Source organism: Streptomyces sp. NPDC031265 (assembly GCF_055570295.1).
In genome coordinates this window covers 1-26,222 of the sequence record NZ_JBVIHM010000039.1, presented here as the reverse complement: position 1 = coordinate 26,222, position 26,222 = coordinate 1, and the positions used below count along the sequence as shown (strand labels likewise).

Genomic DNA, 26,222 nt, shown 5'->3' with positions numbered 1-26,222 from the left:
ATCGTGCGGCAGTGCAGCGACCTGATGACCTTGCGGTGATCGATGTTAGGCAGTCGGAGTGGCGCGGGCCACTGATTCGCCCAACGATTCGGCCGCCTCGGGAATCTCGGGCCGCAACATGATCGTCCGGGAGAGGACGAAGGTGACCGGAATCGCCGCCGCGGCGGCGATCAGCGGGGCCCAGGTACTGCTGAGGCCGAGCAGGTCCACCAGGACGTACATCCCGGTCGTGGTGATCACGAAGTTCGCCGCGTTGGTGAGCGGGAAGAGCAGGAACTTCCGCCAGCTGGGCCGGGTGCGGTAGGTGAAGTACGAGGTGAGGAAGAACGAGCCGACCATGGCGAGCAGGAAGGCCGTGATGTGGGCGACGACGTACGGCACCCGGGGCAGGAAGAGCAGATAGAGGCCGTAGTACGTGCCGGTGTTGACCACCCCCACCAGGGCGAACCGGACCATCTGGGCGGCTGTTCCCGGTTTCATCGGCGGGCGAACTCCCGGTCCGTGCTCTCGCGTCCCGGCTGGCGCGGCACGCCCCCGTCCTGGCTCGAAACATTCGTCGACTGCACCAGGAAGTGCGGACGGCGCTTGACCTCGTAATAGATACGGCCGACGTATTCGCCGACCACGCCCACCATCACCATCTGCACTCCGGCCAGCGCGGTGACCACGACGAGCAGGGTCACATATCCGGGGGTGTCCACGCCGTTCACCATCGCGACACCGACGATCCACGCGGAATACGCCGTGGCGATCCCGAGCAGCAGCATGCCCAGATAGACGGCGGCCCGCAGCGGCTTGTTGTTGAACGAGATCATCCCGTCCAGGCCGTAGTTCAGCAGTTTTCCGAACGTCCAGGCGGAACGCCCCTGTTCCCGTACCGCATTCTCGTAACTGAACGTGGTGGTGCGGAATCCGACCCAGGCGAAGAGCCCCTTGGAGAAGCGGTTGTACTCGGTGAGTTCGAGTACCGCGTCGACCGTCCTGCGCGAGAGCATGCGGAAGTCTCCCACGCCGTCGACCAGTTCCACATCGACCAGGCGGTTGATCAGGCGGTAGTACAGGCGCGCGGTGAGGGTGCGCGTGACGCGGTCGCCCTTGCGGGTGCGCTGGGCGATCACCTGGTCGTGGCCCTGGGCGTGCAGGTCCATCATGCGGCCGATGAGCTCCGGCGGGTGCTGGAGGTCGGCGTCCATGATCACCACGGCGTCGCCGGCGGCGTGCCGCAGCCCGGCGAGCATCGCCGCCTCCTTGCCGAAGTTCCGGCTGAACGAGACGTAACGGGCGCGCGGGTCGCGGGCGGCGATCTCCTGGAGCAGCGGGAACGTACGGTCCTTGCTGCCGTCGTCGACATAGAGGAGTTCGAATTCCGCGTCGAGCCGGGAGATTTCCTTGGTTACCTGATCATGGAAGCGGCCGATGATCTCCTCTTCGTTGAAGCAGGGCACGACAATCGAGATGAGCACGGTTCTCCCCCGTCGATACGGAGTACGGCTGTGGCAGTCAACGAAGAACAGCCGGGCCAGACGTCCGGGGCGGATTCACCGAATGACGACCGGGCGTCGATTACGTGAACTGAACCCCCGGCCCGCTGATTTACGTGCAGCGGTCCGGCATATTCGACGGCAGCGAACAGCAGAGGATCCCCATGCCGACTCTCGAAGCCGTCCAGCTTCTTCCCGCCGCCCCGGCCGTGGCCGCCGGGGCCGGCCGCCCCCGTGCGCGGGCGTCCGCACTCGCCGCGCTGATCACCGTGGCCTCGGTGTGCGCCGCCGACGCCGTCGCCCGGACCTTCCCGTTCGGGCACCACACCCGCAGCGTCAACGACCTGGGCAACCAGTTCGTCCCGTTCCACGCCCATCTGTGGGACCTGCTGCACGGCCGCGCCCACGGTGGCGCCCTGGTCAACTGGCAGTCGGGGTACGGGACTTCGTTCCTGCCCGACATCGGTACGTATCTGGGCAGCCCGTTCGCCCTGCTGGTCGGGGTGTTCCCGCGCGACGAGATCGACCTCGCGGTCTATGTGATCACGGTCCTGAAGATGGCCGTGGCGGCGGTCGCCATGACCGTCCTGCTGCTCACCCTGCGCCCCTCCCCCGGACGGCGCTGGGCAGCCGGGGTGCTGGGGGCGGCGTACGCGCTGTGCGGCTGGTCGGTGATCGAGGCCACGTACAACACGATGTGGCTGGACGGGCTGATCGCGTTCCCGATGCTCTGCCTGGTCGGCGAGTGGGCCCGCGCCCGCAGGCACGCGCTGGTCGGCCCGGTCGTGGTGGCCCTTGCCTGGACGGCGAACTTCTACACCGCCTACATGGCCACGATCGGGGCGGCCCTGGTCCTGCTGCTCCGTCTCCTCCTGGAGGAGACGGAGATACGGGCCCGGGTGTGGGCGCTGGCCCGCGCGGCCTGGACGACGGCGCTCGGCATCGGGCTCTCGGCACCCGTCCTGTTCACGGTCTTCCTGGGGACGAAGCACGCGTATCCGGGCTGGAGCAAGGAGTTCCAGCCGGTCCCGTGGAGCGACTTCCTGGCCCGGTGGCTCCCGGCGACGTACAGCTTCTCCAGCCCGGCGCTGTTCCTGGGCACCGGGGCGCTGCTGCTCGCGGGGGCGCTGGCGTTCAACAGGGCGGTGCCGGACCGCGAGCGGTACGCGTGGACGGGGCTCGCCCTGCTCGTCGCGCTCTCCTTCCAGTGGAAGCCGACGCATCTGGCCTGGCACGCCTTCCAGACCCCGAACGGCAGCCCGTACCGCCAGACGTTCGTCCTCAGCGGCCTTCTGGTGATCGCCGCGTGGATCTGCGTGGCGGACGGTCTGCCGGACCGGCGCGCGCTGCTCGGCGGGGGCGGGGTGCTCGCGGTGATCGCGGGCGGGGCGGCCTTCAGCGAGCTGGTCTCGCCCTGGTCGTACCCCTTGTTCTTCGGCGGGCTCGCGGCCGCGCTCGGCGCGCTGCTCGTCGCCGGGCGGGCCCGGGGCCGACGGGCGGTGGCGCTGGCCGCCGTACTGCTCCTGGCCGGGGCGCAGACCGCACAGGCGGCGGTGACGGTGGCCTACGGCGACCGGGAGCGGCTGCACCGGCTCGACAGCTACCCCGCGTGGGGCGCGGCGCACGACGCGCGCGAGGCGGCGGTGGCCGGGGCCGACGGCTGGCCCGCGTACCGCACCGACCCGGGCCGCCGCCAGATCACCGGCAACGACCCGCTGCTGCTCGGCGGCGAGGGCGCCTCGTACTACAGCAGCCTCACCCCGGACGTGCTGACGAAGACGATGACCGCGCTGGGCGGCGGCTGGACCTCGCGCGGCCGGTCCGTGCAGAGCCTCGACAACCCGGTGACGGACGCGGTGTTCGCGGTCGGGGCGCGGGTGCGCGCGGAGAAGGGGCAGGCGCCGACGGTCAGCCGGGCACCGGTGCCGCCGCTGGTGACGGTGCGGGGCGGTGGGAGCCCGGAGTACGGCGACTCGCCGTTCCGGAACCAGGAGTCGCTGCTGGGGGCGCGGGTGTACACGCTGCCGCGCACGGTCGCCGAGGGGTGTGCGGCCGGGCAGGAGGCGTTCCTGTGGGCGCCCGAGTACACGGGCTGGGCGCGGCTCGGCACGACCGGGAAGTGGGTCGAGTTCCGGGGCGGGGCGCCCAAGCGGCGGGCGGCTCTGGCCCCGCTGGGCGTCTCGGCGGGCCCCTCGTCCGGAGTGACGCTGCGCCCCGCGTACAAGAAGGCCCGGCTGGGCTGTCTGGACCGGGGCGCGCTGACGGCGGCGGTCGATCATCTCCGTACGACCGGGGCGACGGATGTGAAGGTCACGGACAGCGGCGTACGGGCGGTGCTGCCCGCCGGGGCGAGCGGCACGGCGGTGTTCGCGATGCCGAGGATCGCGGGCTGGCGGTGCGCGGTGAACGGCGGCGGGGCGAAGCCGGCGGATGCCTATCTGGGCCTGGTGGCAGTGCGGTTGACGGGGGCCGGCTCGCCGTCCACGGTCTCCTGCGACTTCCGCCCGCCGGGCCTGAAGGCGGGGTCGGTGGCGGGGGCGGCGGGGCTGGCGGGGCTGCTCGGTACGGGGGCGCTGCTGGCGGTACGCAAGCGGCGGGCCGGGGCGCTGGTGCGCCCCTGACCCGCCGCGTCGTACCCGGTGGTTATTTCGCCACGACGGCGACCGGTGCGTCCCAGGCGTTCCGGTCGACGGTGAGGGTCACGCCGCCGTACGCCTCCTTCTTGTTGATGGCGTACTGGTGGCCGCGGCGGTGGCCCGACCACTTGGTCCCGAAGGGGTAGCCCGTGGTGGTCGACTCCGTGTCGTCGTACGCCGCGTACCAGAGCGCGTCCGGCATGTCGGTGCCCGGCGAGACGGCGGCGACGGCGGCCGCGCTGGAGGAGGCGAAGCCGTAGAAGCCGGTGCGGTAGCCCTTGGCGTGCAGGGCCTTGTTCCACGCGCGCGTGTAGGTGAGCACGGTGTCCTTGCAGGAGGTGTTCGCGGTGTCGAACCCCTCCATGTCGAGGTAGACCGGGCTGCCCGGCCGCATCCCGAGGCCCGACGCCTTGACCCCGGCGTCGGCGCCGTCCGTGGCCCCCAGGGAGGCGGCGGTGGCGGCCGTCATCTTCTCCGGGTTGCTCCCGGACTTGCAGGGCGGCTGGGCGCCGACGTACAGGGGGATGAGCTTCCACCCGGCGGTGCTGACCGCTTTCACCCAGTCGCTGGTGAGCTGCGGCTGCGCGCAGCCCCGGTTCTTGCCCCCGATGTAGACGGCGGCGCCGCCGTACGGGGAGGCCGTCTTCCACGCCTTCATCTGCGCGAGCGTCGGCGCGGTGCAGGTGTCGAAGGCCCGGCCGGTGAAGGTGGCGGGCTTGGAGAGGGAGACGGGGCGGGCGGGGCTGGCGGCGGCCGCGGCCGGGGCCGCGGTGCCGGAGGAGGCGGCCTGCGCGGTCAGCGCGCCGCCTCCGAGGAGGACGACACCGCCGAGGGCCATGGCCAGGTTGCGGTGCTTCTTGGTTATGCGGTGCTTGGGCAACGGATCCCTGGTTCCTATCTCTGCGTGAAGCCAGAAAAGTACGGATAACGCCCGCTCGCGCAGGCCTCCGACAAACGGAGACCTGCGCGAGCGAGGTGAACCCGGCCGATCAGTGGATCATTCCACGACGAACGTCCGCAGTGCAGACAGGAGCCGGCCGCTGTATTCGTCGCAGGCGGCCTCCAGTCGGCTGCCGACCGGAGAGCCGACCACGTCCTCGTCCGCCGACGCGGAGAGGACGGCCGCGTGGCAGGCTGCTTCGACCTCCAGGTTCCTGGTGCCGAAGTAGCCGAGCCCGTAGGCGCGAAGACGGTCGTCGACGCCCGCGAGATAGCTCTCGCGCGCCTCTTCGCCGTCCACGACGGTGAGCGTGGCGTCCATGTACGAGTCGAGGGAAAAGGCCATCTCCCGGGCGAGGCCGATGACCGCGTCGGTCTGGTCCTCGCTCATCTCTCCCAGCGCCTCACCGAGCATGAGCCAGCCGTTGAGGACCTCCAGCTGGAAGCCCTCGGTGAACTCGGGATCGATCTCGGACTCGAACAGCGGGGCGGAGCAGACCTCAGCGATCGCCTGGGCCAGGCCCTCGTTGGCCTCTCCGTCCAGCTGCGCCGCCCCCTGGCGGACGAGGGTGGCGAGCGCCGTGGGGTCCATGCCCCAGTCGGCCGGCATCGCGATGCCGAGCAGCGGTGCCTGCAGCCTGCGCAGAGCGAGGTACGCGGCCTGATGGCGCTGCCCCCGGCTCATGGCGCGGATCTGGGCCGACATCGTTTCGTCTTCCCGCCAGTCCAATTCACTCACCATTTCGCTCACCGGTAGCCCATCGCGCCCAGGAAGTTCGTCCATGCCTCATGGTTGCTCCATTTGTACATGGACTGCCCGGGTATCTTCGCCTTCGTGCCTGAGGTTATCGGGCCCGCCATTTCCGCACCCACCTGGCTGAGGAAGTCCTCGCAGCCGCCGGGCGCACAGGCGTTCCGCGACACGCCACCCGCCACGGGCGTCAGATTGTTCTGCGCCATGTAGTGGACGGCGGTCTCCTCCGCGTGGGCTCCCTCCATGTTCGTCGCGGCGACGATGTCGTCACGACCGAGCGACTTGATGTAGTTGAGCTGCGCCTTCTCCAGCCCCTTGCCCGCGCCCGTGACCACGTGGATCAGGTCACCCTCGGTGTTGCGGGCGACCGTGACCGCGGTCGTCCTGAAGACGTTGCGCGCGAACTCGCTCGGGATCTGCATGTGGATGTCGTCGGCCAGCTTCTTGGCCCCTGCCGCGAGTGCGTCCGCGTCGCAGTTGTGGACGAGGACCGGAGTGTCGCCCGCCGCCACGAAGTACGTGTGGAGGTCGCCGACCGTCAGGTCGTACGTCGTCGTGTTCGCGTGGTACAGGCGGACGCCCGTGACCTCGGCCGTGCCGGTCGGGGTCTGGAGGACGTCGCCCTCGTGGAGGTCCTTGGCCTCCACGAACGCCGACTGCGTGGCGTCGTAGAACGGGTGGTGGAACGTGGTGGTGAGGTGGTCGCCCTTGGCGGTCACCTCCGCCGCCTGCGCCTTCTGCGGGGTCGCCGTCAGCGCGCCCAGCACCGCCGCCGAGGCCGCGAGGCCCAGCGCCGCCCTGCGGACGGCCTTCTTGACCGCCGCGCCGCGCTTGGTGGCCTTGATCGTGACGTCGACGAAGTCGTGGTCCGTCTTCGTCACGATGACGGCCGTGACCTTGTGCGCCTCGGTGCTGGAGGCACCCGGCACCGCGTTGGCGACCGTGTCGCCGACCTTGACCTTGTCGATGGCCTTGGTCGTGCCGTTGGCCATCAGCACGTTGGTGTTGCCGGTGAAGCTGTGCGGACGGGCCACACGGCAGCCGATGCCCGACTCGGCACGCGAGCCGGCCCCGTGCGCCTCCGCTCGGGAAGCCGCGGCCTCCGTCGCATCCTTGGCCGCGGTCTCCTCGGCCGCGGCCCCCTTGCCGAACAGACCACCGACGGCCTTCATCGCCTTCGGGGCCGCCTTGGCGAGCAGGGAGCCGCCGATCTTGCCGAGGACTCCGCCCAGCGCGCCGGACACCGCGCCCTCCGCCGCGGAGCCCGCGAAGGCTCCGAGGCTGCATTCGTCGCCGCCCTTCTGGGCGCAGGCGAAGCCCTGGGTGACCAGGGAGCCGACCGCTCCGGCGACCGCCGCGCAGCCGATGGAGCCGACGCCCGCGGTGACCGCCTCGCAGCCCATGAAGACCGCCGTGGAGACCACGAACGAGGTGATCGCGGCCGCGTGGTTCTTCACGAACGTGGCCGTGGTCTTCGCCGCCTTCACGGTGGCGTGGTAGGCCGTACGGGCCGCCTTGGCGACGGTGTGGACGGCCGCCTTGGCGACCTTCTTCGCGGCGTGGACCACACGCTTCACCGTCTTGGTGACCTTGTGGTACGCCGTATGCACGGCGTGTACCGCCGCGTGGTAGACGCGCTTCACCTTGCGTACGGCGTAGTGGTAGACGCGGCGCACCACGCGGACCGTCTTGCGGTACACGTCGCGGACCTGGTGGACGACCTTCTTCGCCACGTGCTTGGCGACCTGGACGACCTGGTGCACCACCTGGACGGCGGCGTGGTAGACCGGCGCCGCGACCTGGTGCACCACCGCGGCGGCCTTGTGGGCCACCTTCTTGGCGCCGCACACCACGTCGTACCAGGAGCAGTTGCCGGACTGGTCCGTGCCCGCGAGCGGGTTGTCGTTGACGTACGCGAACGGGTTCGCGGACACCGAGTTCGGGACCGGGTTCAGCGAGATGGAGTCCTTGTTGCGGAACTGGCCGGTCGCCGGGTTGTACCAGCGCGAGGCCGTGCCCACGTCGCCCGAGCCGGGCTCGGTCCAGCCGGACTGGAAGCCGAGGTGGCCGAGGACGGTGTTGGTGCCGGTGTTCTTGCCCAGCGGGTCGTAGCTCGCCGAGCCCGACAGCGCGGTCGCGCCGGCGGTGAACGTGCCGATCACGTCGTCGTGCTGGTCGGTGAGGGCCAGCGCGCTGCCGGAGGTGCCGTTGCCGACGCCGACCAGAGAGCCCGACGGGTCGTAGGTGTAGGTGTAGTTGCCGTCGGAGGCGATGGTGTTGCTCGCGCCCGAGTACTGGAAGGTGCGGCTGCCCTGGGTCGCGGTGTCGGTGTCGGTGATGTTCCGGCCGGCCGCGTCCAGGTTGTACGCGTGGGTGCCCGCGGTGATCTGGGCGCCGAACGCGTCGGTGGTGAAGGCGACCGTGCCGTCCGACCCGGCCTGCTGGGTCATGGTGCCCCGGGCCGAGTACGCGTAGCTGTGGTTGCCGTCCGAGGTCAGCTGGTCGCGGGCGTCATAGGTGTAGACGTCCGCGCCGACCCGGGTGCGGTTGCCGGAGGCGTCGTAGCCGTAGTTGGTCGTCGTGGAGCCGTTGTTCCACGACGTGAGGCGGTTGGCGTAGTCGTAGGTGTAGGTGTGGGTGGCTGCGCCCGGCACCCCGGTCGTCGTCTTCGACGTCAGGTTGCCGTTCTTGTCGTAGCCGTAGCCCATGGACGCCAGGCCGGTGGCGCCCTGCATCAGGGTGTCGCCGGTCAGCCGGTGGGCGGTGTCGTAGGTGTAGGTGCGGGTCTGGCCGGTGGCGCCGTACTTGATCTGGGAGATCTCGTTCAGCTTGCCGTACGTGTACGTCAGCCGGTTGCCGGTGGCCGCGTCGTCCAGGGTGGACAGCCGGCCCGCGTTGTCGTAGCCGTACGTCGTCGTGCCGGCCGCGTCGGTGCGGGTCAGCGGCGCCGAGTCGGCGTTGTAGGTGAAGCTGGACGAACCGGCGGAGCCGGACGCGTTGAGCAGGTCGCCGCGGTCGTCGTAGCCGAACGCCTCATGGGTGGCCGACTGGTGGTCGGCGCGGCCCGTGATGCCCGCCTCGGCGGTGTCGGCCGACAGGATCCGGCCCGACTTGTCGTAGCTGAAGGAGCGGGTGGCGGTCGCGGCGTCTGCGCCCTGCCCGTCCATCGTCAGGACCTGGTCGTTCATGTCGTACGTCAGGGATGTCGACGTACCGCCCGGCTTGACCGCCTTCACCATCCGGCCGTCCGCGTCATAGCTGAAGGTGGTGGTGGTGTCCGCCGCCGAGGTGTACTGCGCGGTGGACGGCTCGATCACCTTCTCCTGCTGGCCCCATGGTGTGTAGGTGTAGCGCCAGGAGTTGCCCCGCCCGTCGGTGAACCGGGTGCGGTGGCCCGCCTGGTCGTAGCCGAAGCTGGTGGTGATGGACGAGGTGTCGGAGACCGGCTGGATCTCCTGGGTGACCGTGCCCGCCGCGTCGTAGGTGAAGCGGGAGGTGTGGCCCAGCGCGTCGGTCGTGGTGACCGCGTTGCCCACCGCGTCGTAGGTGATGGAGGCCTGCGTGAGCAGGGTGTCCGAGGCGTCGTACTGCTTGTTGTACGTCGGCTGCCCCGACGCGTTGTAGTCGGTCTGCGTCCAGGTGTTGTCCGGCAGGATCGTCTTCTGCTGGTTGCCCTCGAAGTCGTAGGTGTACCGGGTGGTGTTGCCCGCCGCGTCCGTGACGGACGTGGTCTCGCCCGCCCGGTTGTAGCCGTACGAGGTGGTGACCCCGCCCGGCGTCGTCGCCGACGAGATGTGCGTGCCGTACGGGTTGCCCGTCGTCACCGCGTAGGAGTTGGTGCTGGTCAGCGTCCGGGTGGACGGGAACCGCTCCAGGGTGGTGGCGGTGAGCTGGCGGCCCAGGTAGTCGTAGGTCGCCTGGACGGTGGCACCGGTGCCGTCGGTCACCGAGAGCGGGTCGCCGGCGTTGTCGTACGTGGTGTGCACGGTGGCGCCGTCGGGCCTGGTGACCTGGGCGACGCGGCCCAGCTGGTCGTAGAGGTAGCTGGTGGTGCGCCCGCCCGGGGTGGTCGACGACGTCTCGTTGCCCTCGCTGTCGTACGTCCAGGTGGCGGGTGCGGTGACCGACGCGCTGCCACCGGCCGGGGTGTAGGACGGCAGTGTCGCCATGACCTTGTTGCCGTTGGCGTCGTAGGCCGTGGTGGTCACGTCGCCGCCCGGGCCCTGCTCCTCGACGGCCTCACCGAAGGTGTTGAAGCCGCTGGTGGTGACGGGGCGCACGGTCAGCGGGTTGGTGCCGTCCGTCTCCGCCTGGACGGCCGGGGCGGTGGCGACCGCCAGGTTCCCGGCCTCGTCGTAGGCGTAGGTGGTGGTGTTCTGGTTGGCGTCCGTCATGGACGTCTGCAGACCGCGCTTGTCGTACGTGTACGTGGTCTTCTGCTCGTCCGAGGAGGCGGCGGTGCCGCCGGTGCGCCCCTTGCCGTAGAGCGAGGTGATGTCGGACGAGGTGAACGCGCGCTGGTAGACCTGCACGTTCGAGACCCCGCCGGGCAGCGCGTCGCCCACGGCGCCGCCGTACTTGGCGCCGCCGATCATCAGCGGCCCGTGCGCGCTCCAGGGCGCGCTGTTGGTGGCGCTGCCGGAGAGCGTGCCGTTGACGTAGATCTGCACGGCACCGTTGGTGGCGTTGTACACGCCGACCACGTGCGTCCAGCTGCCCGCGACGGGCTTCGCCGTGGAGTAGGCGGCCGGGAACGAGGTCCCCGGCGCGTCCGTGCTGGTCTGCTCCAGGGACCACAGCGGCGCACTGGTGTGCGCGTAGTTGTACTGGAGCATGAACGCGCTGTTGGTGGTGCCGGCCTGGGCGACGACCGTCGCGTTGTGGGTCGGCAGCGACGCCATGTTCACCCACGCGGAGACCGTGTAGGAGGCGGCGGTGTCGAGCACCGGACCGTTGGTGGCGATCTGCTGGCCCGCGTTGCCCGCGAAGGTGGCCTCGGAGCCGTTCCAGGTCACGCCGGTGGCGGCGGCGGTGTTGCCGGAGCCGGAGGCGTCGGTGACGGTCGAGCCGGAGGACTGGTCGAGCTTCCACCAGCCGGTCGGGTGCCCCGCGGCGTCCCCGTACAGCGTCTCGGCGATCTTGTTGCCCATCGCGTCGTACGCGTTGGTGACCGTGCGGTCCCAGCCCGAGGAGTCGTGGCTGTTCTCGGTGGCGATCTCGTCGTCCGGCGTGTACGACACGCTGGTCACCCGGGCGACCCCGGCCGGGTCGAGGGTGGTGGAGGTGTGGCGGGAGGCCGCGTCGACCGTGTGGGTCGTGACGGTCTCACCGTTGTCGGTGGTGCTGGAGAGCAGGTTGCCCGCCGCGTCGTACGAGTTGGACTGCAGGACGCTGGAGCTGCTGCCGTCGGCGCTCTTCTTGGTGACCGTCGAGGTCAGACCGTTGTCGGTGTAGGTGTACGAGGTCGTCGCGCCCATGGCGTCGGTGACCGACGCGAGCCGGCCCGCCGGGTCGTAGGCCCGGGACGACTCGGTCAGCAGCGACGGGGTCTGCGGGTTCACCGGGTCGCCCGCGTACATGACGCCCTGGGTCAGCAGCTGACCGCTGTCGTCGTACGTGTAGCGCGTCTCGGTACCGGAGGAGGAGACCTCCTTGGTCTTGTTGCCCTGGCTGTCGTAGGTGTACGTGACCGTGTTGCCGTTGGACGCGCCCGCGTTGGCGTTGGCGTCCTTCTTGGTGGCGACGTGGTCGTACGCGTCGTACGTCTGCGTCTCGGTGCGGGTGTAGTCGCCGCCGCTGCCGTCCGCCACCGACTGCGAGGTGATGTTGCCGTCGACGTCGAAGACGGTGGTGGAGACCGCCGCGTGCACCGCGCCGGTGACCCGGTCGGTGAGCTGCGGGTCCTTCTCCTGCACGACCTGGCCGTCCGCGTCGTACGTGTACGTCGTGGTGAGCCCGGCCGGGTAGGTGTCGGAGACGACCTTCTTGCTCAGGACCTGGCCGACACCGTCATAGGTGTACGAGGTGACCAGACCGCCGGCGTCCGTGGTCGAGGCCACGTCGCCGTTCTTGAAGTAGGCGACGGAGTTGACCGCGCCGCCCGGGCTGACCGTGCGCACCGGCAGGCCCTTGGGGACGTTGCCGCCGCCGGTCGCCGGGTAGGTGGCGGTGCCGTCGCTGAAGACGGTCGTGGTGGTGCGCCCGTTCGGGAACCCTGCCACGGCCGGACCGGTGATGGTGGTCTGGTTGCCCGCGCTGTCGTAGCCGAAGGACGTCAGATACGTGTTGTCCGCCGCCGAGGCCGAGCGGCCGTCCCGCCGGGTGAGCAGGATGTCGTTGCGCGGGTCGGCGGTGGTGAGCTGCTCGGTGGTGTCGTCCGGGAAGTAGCTGAAGTACTCCGTGGAACAGGCGTTGGCGGCCTGGTTCTGGCAGGTGGTCGTGGAGACCGTGTTGCCGCGGACGTCATGGCCGGTGACCGTCGTCGCCCCGTTGGGGTCGGTGACGGTGTGCTCGAAGCCGCCGGTGTCGTAGCCGAAGCTGGTGGTGTTGCCCAGCCCGTCGGTCTCCGTCAGCGTCCGGTTGTTGTGGTTGACGTCGTACTGGTAGGTGAGGGTGGCGTTGGCCGGGGAGGTGACCTTGACGGTCGACACCGGCAGCAGGCCCGTGGAGTTCTTCGCGGCCTGGAAGTGCGCCGCCGCGTCCTGCGCGGTGAGCGCCGAGCGGTAGGTCGCGGCCTCGGCGAGCGAGCCGTTGAAGTACACGGTCGCCGGGTAGGGCAGACCGGCCCAGCCGGAGCCGGTGGTGCCGGCGCCGAGGTAGTCGGTGGTGCGCCCGCCCGTGGTGAGCGCGGCCGTGCCGGCCTTGGTGGCGGCCTGGGTGCCGTCCAGGTACAGCGTCTGGCTGGTGGGCGAGGCGCTCAGCAGCACGTGGTGCCACTTGCCGTCGGTCACCGTGCCGGTGGTGCCCATCTGGACGGAGCCGGAGGTGGTGTAGAAGCCGCCGTACAGCTTGTTGTCGGTGCCGATCCACAGCTGCGGGGTGGTCGAGGAGACCGTGCCGCCGATCGGCGCGCTCTGCGCGTTCATCAGGATCGCGCCGCCGCGCGTGGTGCTGAACCAGAGCTCGGCGGAGGCGGAGGTGCTGCCGGTCTGGACGTCCGGCACCTTCACCCAGGAGCTGGTCCCGTTGAAGGCCGCCGTCTTCTGGTCGCTGAACGGCCCGGTGGCCCCCAGCGTCACATTGCTGTACGTGCCGGTGCCGCCGCGCGTCTCGTCGACCGCGGTGCCCGCGCCCGCCGCCTCACCGAAGCGGAAGTACGTGGCGGGTGCGCCACCGAGGACCGCGCCCCGGTAGGTCTGGCTGGAGCCGGTGACCGTGGGGGCGCCGAGCTTCCAGACCCCGCCGTTCTCGTCGGTGAGCTGGGTGAGCGCCGCGGTGCCCGGGTCGTAGGTCATCGCCGCGTACGTCTTGCCGGACGGGCGGGTGACCGAGGCGAGCAGGCTGGAGGCGTGTGTGCCGTAGTTGTAGAGCGCGCTGACGTCGGCGGCGACCAGCGGGCGGTCGTACCACGCGGCGCCCGCGATGGAGCCGTTGAAGTAGGTGGCGTAGCCGGTCTTGCTGGTGCTGCTCTGGTGCGGCTGGTCGGGCCAGTTGCCGCCGAGGAAGCCGGTGCCGAGGTAGTTGAACGGCTGGTTCTTGCCGAAGGCGGTGCCGCTCTTGATGGAGACGGTGCCCGAAAGCGAGCCGACCTTGGCGTTGTCGAGGAACAGCGACTGCGAGTTGCCCGCGGCGGAGAGCACCACGTGGTGCCACTTGCCGTCGGCGACCGAGGCGGAGGTGGTGAGCGGGGCGATGCCGCCGCTGTACCAGAACTCGGCGTTCAGCTTGCCGTCGCTGCCGACGTAGATCGACGGAGTGTAGTAGCCCGCCGCGTTGCCCGCGTCGATGGGCTGCGAGGCGTACGAGTAGAGCACGCCGGGACCGGCCGAGGTCTTGAACCAGAGCGACAGGGCGCCCGAGTCGGTGTTGTTGCCGGTGTCGTTGGGGAGCGCCACGGCGGAGGAGGTGCCGTTGAACCCGGCGGCGGTGCCGCCGTTCGGCGGGCCCGCCTGGCCGAGCGTGACGTTCTTGTACGTGGCGTCGAGGGTGTTCTCGTTGCCGAGGACGGCGTCCTTGGCGACGGTGCCGGACGACTCGGTCAGCGGCCACATGGCGCGCGGGTCGAGGTCGAGCGACGCGTTCTGGTACTGGGAGCCCGCCGTGTAGGTGTACTTGGTGCAGGCGGTGGTGGAGGACGGCGGGCAGACCGAGACGAGCTGGTCGCCGGTGTAGCCGTAGGTCCAGGTCAGCGCGGTGGACTGGTCGGTGCCGACGACCGGGTCGGTGACGACGGTCGCCACGTGCGCGGCGGTCGCGCCGGACGGCGTGGACCAGGTGACGTTCAGGGCGCGCCCGGAGACGGCCGAGGCCATCTTGGACACGTGGCCGCCGGACCAGGTGAAGGTCAGGGCGCGGCCGTTGGCGTCGGTCACCGAGGTGAGGCCGTAACCGCCCGAGCCGAGCGCCTGGGTGAAGGTGTAGACGGTGTCGTCCTTGTCGGTCAGCGAGTAGCCGCCGGTGACCGACTTGAAGGTGGAGAAGCGGCCGGAGCCGGCCGAGAAGCTGCCGTCGCCGTTCTTGCCGTACCCGACCTGCGAGCCGTTCGGGTAGGAGACGACCGCGCTGGTGACCGCGCCGGACGCGTTGTACTGCTCGGTGGCCCGGGTGTCGAAGATCGACGACCAGCCGGCGCCGAACGAGCCGGTCCAGCGCGGGTCACGGGAGTTGTAGTCGCGCACCACGTCGAGGCTGGGGCCGACGGTGGACAGGGAGGCGTCCGTGTCGCTGGTGGTGTAGTTGCCGCTGGAGGCGTCGAAGCCGTGGTCGCCGCTGTTCTGCGAGAGCCCCGAGGTGATCACCGGCTGGGGCACCTGGATCTGCAGCGCGTACCAGTCGGCGGCCGGGGTGTAGAGCGAGCCGTCGTACCCCTGGACCGTCCAGTAGTACGTCTGGCCCCACTTGAGCTTGCCCGCCGGGACGGTCCAGTCGCCGTTGGCGATCAGCCCGGAGTCGGCGATCTTGGTGTTGGTGTTGTCGTAGACCTGGAAGTCGTACTGCGGGGTGGTGGTGACGTCGTCACCGGCCCAGGCGGTCAGCTCGGGCGTGGTGGTGTTCGCGACGGCGTTGTTGTTCGGGTACTGCTGGTAGATCTGCGGGGCCGCGTTGCCGGTGTAGGTGACCGACATGTACGGGCCGAGCGCCGGGTCGTTGAACGAGCCGAACTGCTTCCAGTGCAGACTGTCGTTGGTGGCCGCGTAGACGGCGAGGCCGTTGTCGGCGGTGGTGCCGTTGAACCAGCCCTGGATCGCGCTGGTGGTCAGCGGCACGTCCACCCAGTCGCCCACGGTCCGGTCGGCGCCGGTGTTGGCGCAGGCCTTGGGCACGCTCGGGGTGGCGTTGCCGATGGAGGAGCCGTAGGACGGGCCGGGGTAGCCGGTCACCGTGTTCGGCTGCCAGGCCTGGGTGACCAGGGCGACGTCGAACCGCTCCGGGGTGCAGGTGGAGGCCCAGGTGTCGAAGAGGTGCAGGGTCGCCGAGGTGACCGTGGCGTGCGTGCCGTCCCAGGTGTTGTACCAGTGGTTGACGTACGCGGCCGCCGAGTGCGGGCCGGAGTCGTAGGAGCCGACCTTGACGGTCTGCTCCGAGGAGTGGTCGCCGGGGGCGCCGGACTCGGCGTAGGTGGTGGTCCAGCCGTCGGTGACGGTCGGGTCGACGGTGACCGGGAAGACGCGGGCGCGGTCGTGCAGCCAGCGCGGGTCCAGGGTGACCTTCAGCGCGGTCTTCGCGCCCTGGCGGACCAGCTCGTAGGTCACGGAGTGGGTGGTGGCCGGGTCACCGGAGCGCGGATCGACCTTCGCGTCGTAGGCGTACGCGGAAGGGATGCGCTCGACGGTCCTGCCCGCGGTGTCCACCAGGTCGATGGAGCCGTCCTTGGCCTGGCGGGCGGTCATGCCCTTGAGGTCGAGGGGGAACGTCCAGGTGTTCCCGGCCTTCGCCGAGTGCAGGACGATCGCTTCCTTGAGCCCGGTCGCGGTGGGCGCGAGCTCCAGGTCGGTGCCGGGGAGCACGTTCGCGTAGGTGACGCGCGAGCCGTGCGCGGTGCCGGTGACGGGGGCCGCGCCCTGGAGGCCGTAGCTGAGGGCGTGCGAGCCGTCAGTGGCGAACGAGGCGAGCGCCGAGTCGGCGGCCTTTGCGGCGAAGTCCACGTCGAGGGAGTTGGCGGACTCGTGCCAGCGCTTGTCGGGACCGGCTCTCACATCGACGTCGATGGGCTGCCATTTGCCCTCTTCGTCCTTGTAGTTCACCGGCGCCATGGCGACCTGCCGGGTCAGCGTGCCGTCCGCGTTGTCGAAGACCGTGGCGGTACGGGACGACTTGGCCGGATTGCGGTGGCTCGTCTTGGCGTTGAAGCCCTGGGCCGAGCGGCTCTTGCCGCCCTTGGTGGCCTTCGCGTACGGATGGTACGCGTCGAGTTCGCCGTGGCCCTTGCCCGGCTTGTGGCCCTTGCCCTTGTTCGCCTTGGTCGCGGCGGCGGCGGCGTGGTGGCTGTGCCCGGCGGCGGTGCCGCTCTGCTGCTTGGGCAGCGAGCCCCAGTGCGGGTCCTTGAACCAGGCGGTGATCGAGCTGAGACTGGGCAGCGATATACGGCCCAGATGGGCGTCGTCGGCCATGGCCTGCTGGGTGGTCAGCATCAGCGCGAGGCTGGTGAGCAGCAGCAGCGCCACACGTCTTTGACGTCGGCGGTACAACGAAGGCCGCCGTATGGAACGGCGGAAGGGGCGCGGGCGCACGAGGCGACTCCCTGGAGATGGGCACAGATCGGCCAAAGGCAGAAACGCGCCGATCCTGTCCGTAAAGAGCACCTAAATGACAGTCAGCAGACCTGTTCTTGGCAGCTGCTTGAGCAACCCATTGCTTAAGTGGAATGGGTTGTTCCGTCTGTCCGTTTCGCGCTTTCCCGTATTTTTGCCAGAAGAAGTCCGGCGGGATGCATCCGCCGGTCAGGGAAAGGCAATGGTCAAGCGCGTCCCGCGGGCGACGGGAGGCGCAGCAGACCGTCGACGGGCCGCCGGATCCCGGCCGCGGGCCGGGTCGCCGGTGCCGTAGCGGCTCTCGAAGTACGGCAGGACCGCGCGGTACCCGGCGAGCGCGGCGGCGCCGTCGCCGAGCTGCTCCAGGCGGAGCGCGGCGTCGTGGCGGAACGCCAGGGCCCGCGGGTCGGCCGGGCCCGCCTCGGCGGCCCGCTCCTCGGCGAGCCGGCGCAGCTCGGGCAGCGCCCGGCGGTACTGGCCGTCGCCCATCGGCGTCGCCGCGTACCCCTACGCAGGATCCGCACGGCCGGGGGAGCCCTCGCCGTGCCGGGCGGCGGCGGCCGGCAGGATCGCGCCGAGGATGTCCACGGCCGGGGTGATGCCCCTCGCCGAGCAGCCGCTTGGCGGCACGAAGGCCACCGGCACCCCGAAGGGCACGTTCAAGGCAACAGGGGCACGTTCAAGACGGGCCCAGCGTCAGCCGTGCCAAGCGGAGACGCCGTGCCACGAGCAGCGGCCGGGCCGCACGCCGTGGCCGGAGAGGCGGCCGGGCCTCACCCCGTGGGCAGCTTCTGCTGCGGGCACTCGGTGAGGACCTTCTTCATCGCCTCCTTCTCGGCGTCCGTCACCCACACCCCGTACTTCTTCTTGACGGCCACCTGGTCCGCCACATACGTGCAGCGGCCCGCCGCGAACGTCGGCAGCCAGGTCGCCGCGTCGCCGTCGCTCTTGCGGCGGTTGGCACTCGCGTCCACGGCCAGCAGGTTCAGCGGATCGTTGGCGAAGGCCACCCGCTTCTTCTTGTCCCACTGCTGGGCGCCCTTCTGCCAGGCGTCCGAGAGAGCCACCACATGGTCGATGTCGACCTTGCTGCTGCCCCGTACGAACTTGATGGTCTCGCCGGTGTAGACGTCCTTGGTCAGCGTCCCCGACGCGACGTCGCACTTGCCCTTGAACTTCAGGTCCTTGAGATCCCGTTTGAGGATGTCCTCCCGGGTGGCGCAGCCGTTGGCGTCCGTGTCGGTCCAGCCCTTGCCGAACTGGTCGCGCGAGTAACCGGTCTTCGCCGCCCGGCCCTTCACGGTGAGGGTGTCGACGGCGGCCGCGGCGGAACCCTGCGCGGCGGGCGCGCCGGGCTTCGCCTTCTTGGCGTCGGTCTTGCTGTCGGAGCATCCGGTGAGGGCGAGCGCGGCCGCGAGCGCGGCGGCGGGAAGGGCAATTCGGTACGTACGCATCACAACGGGCCGTCCTCGAAGGAAGTTGGCGGAACCCCGCGATCCTAAGAGTCCCACCCGGCCACCCGGCGGCCATAGGGGCCCGAAGGCGGAAAGCCGCGGCCGGGCCGGCCGCCCGCGCACGGCGGCGCGGGGCCCGCATCCGGCCGTGCCCCTCTCCACCGGCAGGGGCCCGCCCAGAACGGGGCGGCGGCGCGCAGCGTCGTGACCGTACTTGCCTCCCCCGACGAAGGAGACCGCGGATGGGGATCCTCGTCCCGGTGGCCGCAGGCCGGGTGGGCGCCGCCCACCGTCCTCCTTCGTCAGGACCCCAGGATCGTGGTGAGGAACTCCCCCGTCCACGCCAGCAGTTCGCGGCCCACCACCGGCTTGCCGCCGATCTTGCCCGCCGTCGGGCGCGGCACCAGGATCTGGTGCGTGGGCGCCTTGACGACCGTACGCGGATACAGCCGCTTCAGACGCAGCTCCTGGGACTCGCGCAGCTCCACCGGGGCGAACCGGATGTTGGCGCCCTGGAGCACGATCTCGCCGACCCCGCAGGCCCGCGCCAGCATCCGCAGCCCGGCCACGAGCAGCAGGTTCTCGACCGGCTCCGGCAGCTTGCCGTACCGGTCGGTGAGCTCCTCGCGGACCGCCCTGATGTCGTCCTCGGAGTTGGCCGAAGCGATCGCCCGGTAGGCCTGGAGGCGCAGCCGCTCGCCCGGCGCGTAGTCGTGCGGGACGTGCGCGTCGACCGGCAGCTCGATCTTGACCTCCAGCGACGGCTCCTCCTCCACCCCGCCCTCGACGGCGGCCCGGTAGTCGGCCACGGCCTCGCCGACCATCCGGATGTACAGGTCGAAGCCGACGCCCGCGATGTGTCCTGACTGCTCGCCGCCGAGCAGGTTGCCCGCGCCGCGGATCTCCAGGTCCTTCATCGCCACGTACATGCCCGCGCCCATCTCCGTGTGCTGGGCGATGGTCGCCAGGCGCTCGTGGGCGGTCTCGGTGAGCGGCTTCTCCGGCGGGTAGAGGAAGTACGCGTACCCGCGCTCGCGGCCCCGGCCGACGCGGCCGCGCAGCTGGTGGAGCTGGGAGAGGCCGAAGTTGTCGCCGCGCTCGACGATCAGCGTGTTGGCGTTGGAGATGTCGATGCCGGACTCGACGATCGTGGTCGAGACGAGCACGTCGAACCTCTTCTCCCAGAAGTCGACGACGACCTGCTCCAGCTGGCTCTCGCCCATCTGGCCGTGGGCCGTGGCGATCCGCGCCTCGGGGACGATCTCGCGCAGCCGGGCGGCCGCCCGGTCGATGGACTCGACCCGGTTGTGGATGTAGAAGACCTGGCCCTCACGCAGCAGTTCGCGGCGGATCGCGGCGCCGATCTGCTTCTCCTCGTACGGCCCCACGAAGGTGAGCACCGGGTGGCGCTCCTCCGGCGGGGTGGTGATCGTGGACATCTCGCGGATGCCGGTGACCGCCATCTCCAACGTACGGGGAATGGGCGTGGCGGACATGGTCAGCACGTCGACGTTGGCGCGGAGCTTCTTCAGCTGCTCCTTGTGCTCGACGCCGAAGCGCTGCTCCTCGTCGACGATGACCAGGCCGAGGTCCTTGAACTTGGTCTCGGCGGAGAAGAGGCGGTGGGTGCCGATGACGAGGTCGACGGCGCCGTCCTTGAGCCCCTCCAGGGTCGCCTTCGCCTCGGTGTCCGACTGGAAGCGGCTCAGCGCCTTCACGTTGACCGGGAACTGTCCGTACCGCTCGGAGAACGTGCCGAAGTGCTGCTGGACCAGGAGCGTGGTGGGCACCAGGACCGCCACCTGCTTGCCGTCCTGGACGGCCTTGAAGGCCGCGCGGACCGCGATCTCCGTCTTGCCGTAGCCGACGTCGCCGCAGATCAGCCGGTCCATCGGGACCGTCTTCTCCATGTCCTCCTTGACCTCGGCGATGGTGGAGAGCTGGTCGGGCGTCTCCGCGTACGGGAACGCGTCCTCCAGTTCGCGCTGCCAGGGGGTGTCCGGGCCGAAGGCGTGGCCGGGGGCGGCCATCCGCGCCGAGTACAGCTTGATCAGGTCGGCGGCGATCTCCTTGACCGCCTTCTTGGCCTTCTGCTTGGTCTTGGTCCAGTCGGCGCCGCCGAGCCGGTGCAGCGTCGGGGCTTCGCCGCCGACGTACTTGGTGACCTGCTCCAGCTGGTCGGTGGGGATGTAGAGCCGGTCGCCGGGCTGGCCGCGCTTGGCGGGCGCGTACTCGACGAGCAGATACTCGCGGGTGGCGCCCTGGACGGTCCGCTGGACCATCTCCAGATAGCGGCCGACGCCGTGCTGCTCGTGCACGATGAAGTCGCCGGCCTGGAGGGTGAGCGGGTCGATGGTCTTCCGGCGGCGGGCCGGCATCCGGCCCATGTCCTTGCTGGCCGTGCGCTGCCCGGTCAGATCGGTCTCGGTGAGCACGGCGAGCCGCAGGGCCGGGTCGATGAACCCGTGCTCGACGGCGCCACAGGCGACATGGACGACCGAGGGACTGATTTCGGCCAGATCCGCGTCGAGTCTCGCGGCGATGCCCTCGCCGCCGAGGACCTCGACGGTCCGGGACGCCGGGCCGTGGGCCTCCGTGACGTACACCGCGCGCCAGCCGTCGGCGAGCCACTGCTTGGTGTCCGCGAGCGCCCGCTGGGTGTCGCCCCGGTAGGTCTCCGGCGCGTGCATGCCCAGCTTCAGCGTTGAACCCGCCGCGTCAGCGGCCGATGTCACCGTCAGGTCGGTGTCGTCGGCCGCGAACGGCGAGACCGACCACCACATCATGCCGAGCTCGCGGGCCCGGTCGCGGACGTCCGCGATGCCCCACAGCGAGGCCGCGCCGACGTCGATCGGAGCGTCCCCGCCCCCGGCCGTCGCCGCCCAGGAGGCCTGGAGGAACTCCTGGCTGGTCGCCACCAGGTCGGTCGCCCGGGTGCGCACCCGCTCGGGGTCGCAGACGACCGCCATAGCGCCCTTGGGCAGCACGTCGAGCAGCAGCTCCATCTCGTCGACCAGGACCGGTGCGAGCGACTCCATGCCCTCGACCGCGATCCCCTCCGCGATCTTGCCGAGCAGCTCGCCCAGCTCCGGGTGCGCCTCGGCCAGCGCGGCGGCCCGGCTCCGCACCTCGTCGGTGAGCAGCAGCTCGCGGCAGGGCGGCGCCCACAGACCGTGCTCGGCGACTTCGAGGGACCGCTGGTCCGCGATCTTGAAGTACCGGATCTCCTCGACGTCGTCGCCCCAGAACTCGACCCGGAGCGGGTGCTCCTCGGTCGGCGGGAAGACGTCCAGGATGCCGCCGCGGACCGCGAACTCGCCGCGCTTCTCGACCAGTTCGACCCGGGAGTACGCGGCCGCCGCCAGGCCCTCCACGATCTCGTTCAGATCCGCCGACCGCCCGGTCCGCAGCGCCACGGGCTCCAGCTCCCCGAGCCCCTTGACCTGGGGCTGGAGCACCGAACGGATCGGCGCGACCACCACACTGACCGGGCCCGCCGCCGGGTCGTCGTCCCGGGGGTGCGCCAGCCGGCGCAGTACGGCGAGGCGGCGGCCCACCGTGTCGCTGCGGGGCGAGAGGCGCTCGTGCGGCAGCGTCTCCCAGGACGGATACTCGGCCACCTCGTCCGGAGGCAGGAGCGAGCGCAGTGCCGCAGCCAGGTCCTCCGCCTCGCGCCCGGTCGCGGTCACCGCGAGCACCGGGCGCCCGGTCTCGCGGGCCAGGGCGGCCACCGCGAAGGGCCGCGCGGCGGGCGGGCCGACCAGGTCGATGTGCATCCGGTGGCCGTCGGTGGCGGCCTTCACCGCTTCGGCGAGCGCCGGGTCTCGTACCACCGCGTCCAGCAGACCGTGCAGGCTCATGAAGGGATCCATCCCGGGGAGAGGGCAACGCGAACCACCCGACACGTCGTACGGGCCGGGGGTTCCCAGCGTACGGCGTGGGTGTGACAGCCGCGCGGGAAGCAAGCCAAGGGGAACAGTGGGCCGGATCACCCCTTTGGCGGTACCCCTGAGCAAAGGGTGAGCCTTTGCAAATCTTGTGGAACCCCATAGGCTCGCCCGGACGTGCCGAACGCCTGGCAAGACGGCGGCGTCGCGGCGACCACGCCATGAAATCAGTGCCCGAGGGGAACCCGCTCGACATGCCCGACCAGGCGCGGACAGCGCTCCTTCAGCCCGAGCCGGTGCTCAGCGGCACCGGCGCCCCGCAGCGGACCGGCCCCGCGGTCGAGGGGAGCCGGCCGAGCCGTATCTACGCGCTCGACGGTCTGCGCCTCCTCGCGGCCCTCATGGTCGTCATGTTCCATTACATGGCACTCACCGGACGATGGCCGGAATCCGACTCGCGGGCCAGATTTCCGGCCACGTACCCGATCGCCGCCTACGGCTGGCTCGGCGTCCAGCTCTTCTTCCTCATCAGCGGCTTCGTGATCTGCATGAGCAGCTGGGGCAAACCGCTCCAGTCGTTCTTCGTCTCGCGGGTGGTGCGGCTCTACCCCGCGTACTGGTTCGCGGTCATCGCCACCACGGTGGTCGTGACGGCCGTCCCGAACGGGCTGAGGGCGCAGGCGTTCTCCGACGTCCTCACCAATCTCACGATGTTCCAGGAGCCGATGGGCGTCGAGAGCGTCGACAGCGTCTACTGGACCCTCTTTGCCGAACTGCGGTTCTATTTGCTGTTCGCAGTGGTGGCCTGGCGGGGGCTGACCTACCGCCGTGTCCTCTTCTTCTGCTGCGCCTGGGCGGTGGCCAGCGCGCTCGCCTACCAGTCCGACGACAGCACGATCCGGATGATCGTCATGCCGGACAACAGCTGGTGCTTCATCGCGGGTGTCGCGTTCTATCTGATGTACCGGTTCCGGCCGAACCTGATGCTCACCGGCATCGTCCTGTTCTGCGCCGCCGCCTCGCTGCCTTCCGCCCGCCGCACCTGGGAGCACGCCCAGGAGCGCCTCAGCCACCCGATGCCGGACTGGCCGGTCACCGTGATCGTGGGGGTGTGCTTCGCGGTGATGGGCCTGGTCGCCACCGGGAAGCTGTCCTGGATCCAGTGGCGCTGGCTGCCGTACGCGGGCGCACTGACGTATCCGCTCTACCTCCTCCACGAGTACATCGGCTGGGAGATCATCGGCGCGCTCTCGCCCCAGGTGAAGCCGGTCCCGCTGGTCAGCGGGGTGATCGCGCTGATGCTTATGGTGTCCTGGCTGGTGCACCGGTACGTGGAGCGGCCGCTCGGCAAGCGGCTCAAGCAGGGCCTGCAGAAGCTCTGAGACCGGTTCGGGGACCCGTCCTGAGCCCCCTTCCGGGACCGTCGTGAGACCCGTCGCGCGACCCGTCCTGAGTCCCTTCCTGAGTCCCGTCCGAAAATTCTTGCGGTGACCTGTCAACCGAACGGCCGCCGCCAGGCGTACATCCCGTGAGACCTGTCCGCCGACAGGTCTGTCCATCCGACGGGAGCCGCCTTGACCGACGACGAGTTCGAGGAGTTCTACGCTCACTCGGTCAAGGACCTGGTCGGCCAGGTCTATCTGATGACCGGCGACCTCCACGAGGCGCAGGACGTCGTCCAGGAAGCATTCGTACGGGCCTGGGGCCGCCGCGCGAAACTGCGGCGCGAGGCCGGGCCCGAGGCGTGGATCCGCACCGTCGCCTGGCGGCTCGCGGTGAGCCGCTGGCGCCGGCGCCGCCGGGCCGGTGAGGCCTGGCGGCTGCACAGCGGCGGCCGCTCCGAAGCCGCGCGCGGCCCCGACCCGTCCTCCGTCGCCCTCGTCGACGCTCTGCGCCTGCTCTCCGAACGCCAGCGGCGCGCGGCCGTCCTGCACTACGTCTGCGATCTCACCGTCGAGCAGGTGGCCGCCGAGACCGGCCTGTCCACCGGCACGGTGAAGACGCACCTCTCCCGGGCGCGCGCAGCGCTGCGGCCCCACCTCACCTCCGAGGAGGAACAGGGTGTCTGAATTCCCCCATGGCTCCCCCGACGGCCGCGAAGGCGATCCGGCCCTGGCCCGGGCGCTGAAGCGGGCCGCCGCCGAGAGCGGGCGCCGGATCGTGCCGGAGCCGCCCGCGCGGGTCGCCGAGCGCGGGCTGCGGCGCCGTCGCCGCACCCTCGCGGCGACCGCCGCCTGTGTCGTGTGCCTGGTGGCCGGTACGGGCGCGGTGGCCGCGCTCAAGATCCAGGGCGGCTCCGGGACGACGGTTCCGGCCAACCCGCCCACCCCGTCCGGCACGCCCTCCGGGTCGCCGTCGTACGGCACGCCGTCGCGGAGCCCGTCCGCCGTCCGCACTCCGTCGCCCGGCGGGTCCGGCTCGGCGTCCCGCGCGGTCCCCTCGTCGAGCGTGCCGCCGCCCTCCCCTCCCGAGAGCTCGCCCGGCGGCGCCCTGCCCGGCGGCCCCAGGGACACCGGATCGCCCACCCCGACCGACCACGCGAGCCCGCCGCTGTCCCCCACCGCCACCCCGTCCCGCATCCACTGACCCGAGGACCTCACCGTGCACGGAGTTCTACTCGCGCTGCCCGAAGAACGGGTCCGCCCCGGACTCGTACCGGAGGGCACCGCACCGAAGAGCCGCATCCGCGCGCCCGGCGCCCGCGACCCGTACCTCCTGGCCGCCGCGCTCTTCGCCGCGTACGCCACCGTCTCCGTGCTCCGGTACCGGCGGATGGAGACGCTCTCCTGGGACCTGGGGATCTTCGAGCAGGCGGTCCGGGCCTACGCCCATCTGCGCGCCCCCGTCGCCGACCTCAAGGGGCCGGGCGCGAACATCCTCGGGGACCACTTCAGCCCCGTCACCGCGCTGCTCGCCCCCTTCTACCGGCTCTTCCCGACCCCCGTCACCCTGCTCGTCGCCCAGGCGGCGCTGTTCGCGCTCTCGGCGGTGCCGGTCACCCGGGGCGCCGCCCGGCTCCTCGGCCGGGGCGCGGGGCTCGCGGTCGGCGTCGCGTACGGGCTCTCCTGGGGGCTCCAGCGCGCCGCCGACTTCGACTTCCACGAGATCTGCTTCGCCGTGCCGCTGCTCGCCTACGCCCTGGAGGCCGTACTGGACCGGCGCTGGCGGGCGGCACTGTGCTGGGCCCTGCCGCTCGTGCTGGTCAAGGAGGACCTGGGGCTGACCCTCGCGGCCGTCGCGGTGGTCGTCGCGCTGCGCGCCCGGCGGAACTCGCCGCGCACCGCCGCGTACGCGCTCGGCGTCGCCGCGTTCGGGATCGCGGCCGTCGCGGTCATCCTCACCGCGGTGATACCGGCCTTCAACTCGACCGGCGCGTACGACTACTGGGGCAAGACCACGGGCGCCGGACCCTTCGCCGCCACCGGCACCAAGCTGCGCACCCTGCTGTGGCTGCTGCTCCCCACCGGGCTGCTCGCGGTGCGCTCCCCGCTGTTCCTGGCCGCCGTGCCGACCCTGGGCTGGCGGTTCCTCTCCTCCGACGACCACTACTGGTCCACCGACTGGCACTACAGCGCCGTGCTGATGCCCGTCCTCGCGCTCGCCCTGGCCGACGCCGTGGACACCGGCCGCCGCAGCCCGCGCCCCTGGCTGCGTACCTACGCCCGCCAGCTGCCCGGCGCCGCGGCCGCCGCCGCCCTCGCGCTGACCACCTCACTGCCGCTGTACTCGCTCACCGAGTCCGCCACCTACCGCAAGAGCCCCGAAGTGGCCGAGCGGGAACGGATGCTGGCGACCGTCCCGGACGGGGCGACCGTCGAGGCCGACGTCGGGCCGATCGCCCGTCTCACCTCCCGCTGCCGGGTGTTCTGGGTCGGCGACACCCGCCGGGTCGTCCCCGAGTACATCGCGCTCGACAACGTCTCGGGCTGGGCCGGGAACCCGCTGGAGTACGCCCGCGAGCTCCACCCGGGCACCCGGTACGCGGTCACGGGCGTGGCGTACGGATACGTACTGCTTGAGCGGCAGCCGTAGCAGGCCGCCACATATGAAGCGGCCCCGGGGGGGTTGGGAGGGGTTACCAGGGGGGGCCCGCCCGCCCCACTAGCACCGTTCCCCGCCCGAAGTGGGTTCGAGCAAACGCCCTCGGCCCTAACAGAAAGA

General features: G+C 70.9%; 12 protein-coding genes and 1 pseudogene. 5 read left to right on the top strand and 8 right to left on the bottom strand.

From position 1 onward, the window contains the following. Positions 1–45 precede the first annotated feature (45 nt). A complete protein-coding gene (locus tag ACZ499_RS36230) occupies positions 46–480 on the bottom strand; it encodes a GtrA family protein (protein WP_468680956.1) in 435 nt (144 codons plus the stop codon). Further along, positions 477–1,463: a glycosyltransferase family 2 protein gene (locus ACZ499_RS36225; RefSeq protein WP_468410007.1), complete on the bottom strand. Its 987-nt coding sequence runs from the start codon at positions 1,461–1,463 to the stop codon at positions 477–479. The genes ACZ499_RS36230 and ACZ499_RS36225 overlap by 4 nt, the downstream gene beginning before the upstream one ends. Positions 1,464–1,645: 182 nt before the next feature. On the opposite strand from ACZ499_RS36225, the gene ACZ499_RS36220 reads away from it, so the two are divergent. After that, positions 1,646–4,102, top strand: coding sequence for a YfhO family protein (locus ACZ499_RS36220; protein ID WP_468680955.1), 2,457 nt, complete (start codon positions 1,646–1,648; stop codon positions 4,100–4,102). A 22-nt stretch (positions 4,103–4,124) separates the two neighbouring features. Here the strand turns inward: ACZ499_RS36220 and ACZ499_RS36215 are convergent, their stop codons facing one another. The 6 genes and pseudogenes from ACZ499_RS36215 to mfd form a co-directional block, all read right to left on the bottom strand. Next, positions 4,125–4,997 (bottom strand): glycoside hydrolase domain-containing protein, encoded by an 873-nt coding sequence (locus ACZ499_RS36215; protein WP_468680952.1) that lies wholly within the window; start codon positions 4,995–4,997, stop codon positions 4,125–4,127. 117 nt (positions 4,998–5,114) lie between these two features. After that, positions 5,115–5,762, bottom strand: a complete 648-nt coding sequence (locus ACZ499_RS36210; protein ID WP_468680950.1) for a hypothetical protein — start codon at positions 5,760–5,762, stop codon at positions 5,115–5,117. Between the two features lie 41 nt (positions 5,763–5,803). Next, on the bottom strand, positions 5,804–16,633 hold the full coding sequence (locus ACZ499_RS36205) for a LamG-like jellyroll fold domain-containing protein (RefSeq protein WP_468680948.1): 10,830 nt from the start codon (positions 16,631–16,633) through the stop codon (positions 5,804–5,806). A 297-nt stretch (positions 16,634–16,930) separates the two neighbouring features. Further along, positions 16,931–17,345: pseudogene (locus ACZ499_RS36200) on the bottom strand (serine/threonine protein kinase); the annotation flags it as partial. Positions 17,346–17,493: 148 nt separating this feature from the next. Then, positions 17,494–18,174 carry an HNH endonuclease family protein gene (locus ACZ499_RS36195; protein ID WP_468680946.1) on the bottom strand — a complete coding sequence of 227 codons (681 nt, stop codon included), beginning with the start codon at positions 18,172–18,174 and terminating at the stop codon, positions 17,494–17,496. A gap of 302 nt (positions 18,175–18,476) precedes the next feature. Next, complete coding sequence (gene mfd / locus ACZ499_RS36190; RefSeq protein ID WP_468680944.1) at positions 18,477–22,034, bottom strand: transcription-repair coupling factor; 3,558 nt, start codon at positions 22,032–22,034, stop codon at positions 18,477–18,479. A gap of 248 nt (positions 22,035–22,282) precedes the next feature. Here mfd and ACZ499_RS36185 point away from each other — a divergent pair, with 248 nt between their 5' ends. The 4 genes from ACZ499_RS36185 to ACZ499_RS36170 all read left to right on the top strand — a co-directional run bounded on the left by ACZ499_RS36185 (position 22,283) and on the right by ACZ499_RS36170 (position 26,093). Then, positions 22,283–23,443, top strand: a complete 1,161-nt coding sequence (locus ACZ499_RS36185) for an acyltransferase family protein (RefSeq protein ID WP_468680943.1) — start codon at positions 22,283–22,285, stop codon at positions 23,441–23,443. 192 nt (positions 23,444–23,635) lie between these two features. Further along, positions 23,636–24,130: a SigE family RNA polymerase sigma factor gene (locus ACZ499_RS36180; protein WP_468409987.1), complete on the top strand. Its 495-nt coding sequence runs from the start codon at positions 23,636–23,638 to the stop codon at positions 24,128–24,130. Next, a complete protein-coding gene (locus ACZ499_RS36175; protein ID WP_468680941.1) occupies positions 24,123–24,647 on the top strand; it encodes a hypothetical protein in 525 nt (174 codons plus the stop codon). The genes ACZ499_RS36180 and ACZ499_RS36175 overlap by 8 nt, the downstream gene beginning before the upstream one ends. 15 nt (positions 24,648–24,662) lie before the next feature. Further along, positions 24,663–26,093: a DUF2079 domain-containing protein gene (locus ACZ499_RS36170; protein ID WP_468680939.1), complete on the top strand. Its 1,431-nt coding sequence runs from the start codon at positions 24,663–24,665 to the stop codon at positions 26,091–26,093. Positions 26,094–26,222 lie beyond the last annotated feature (129 nt).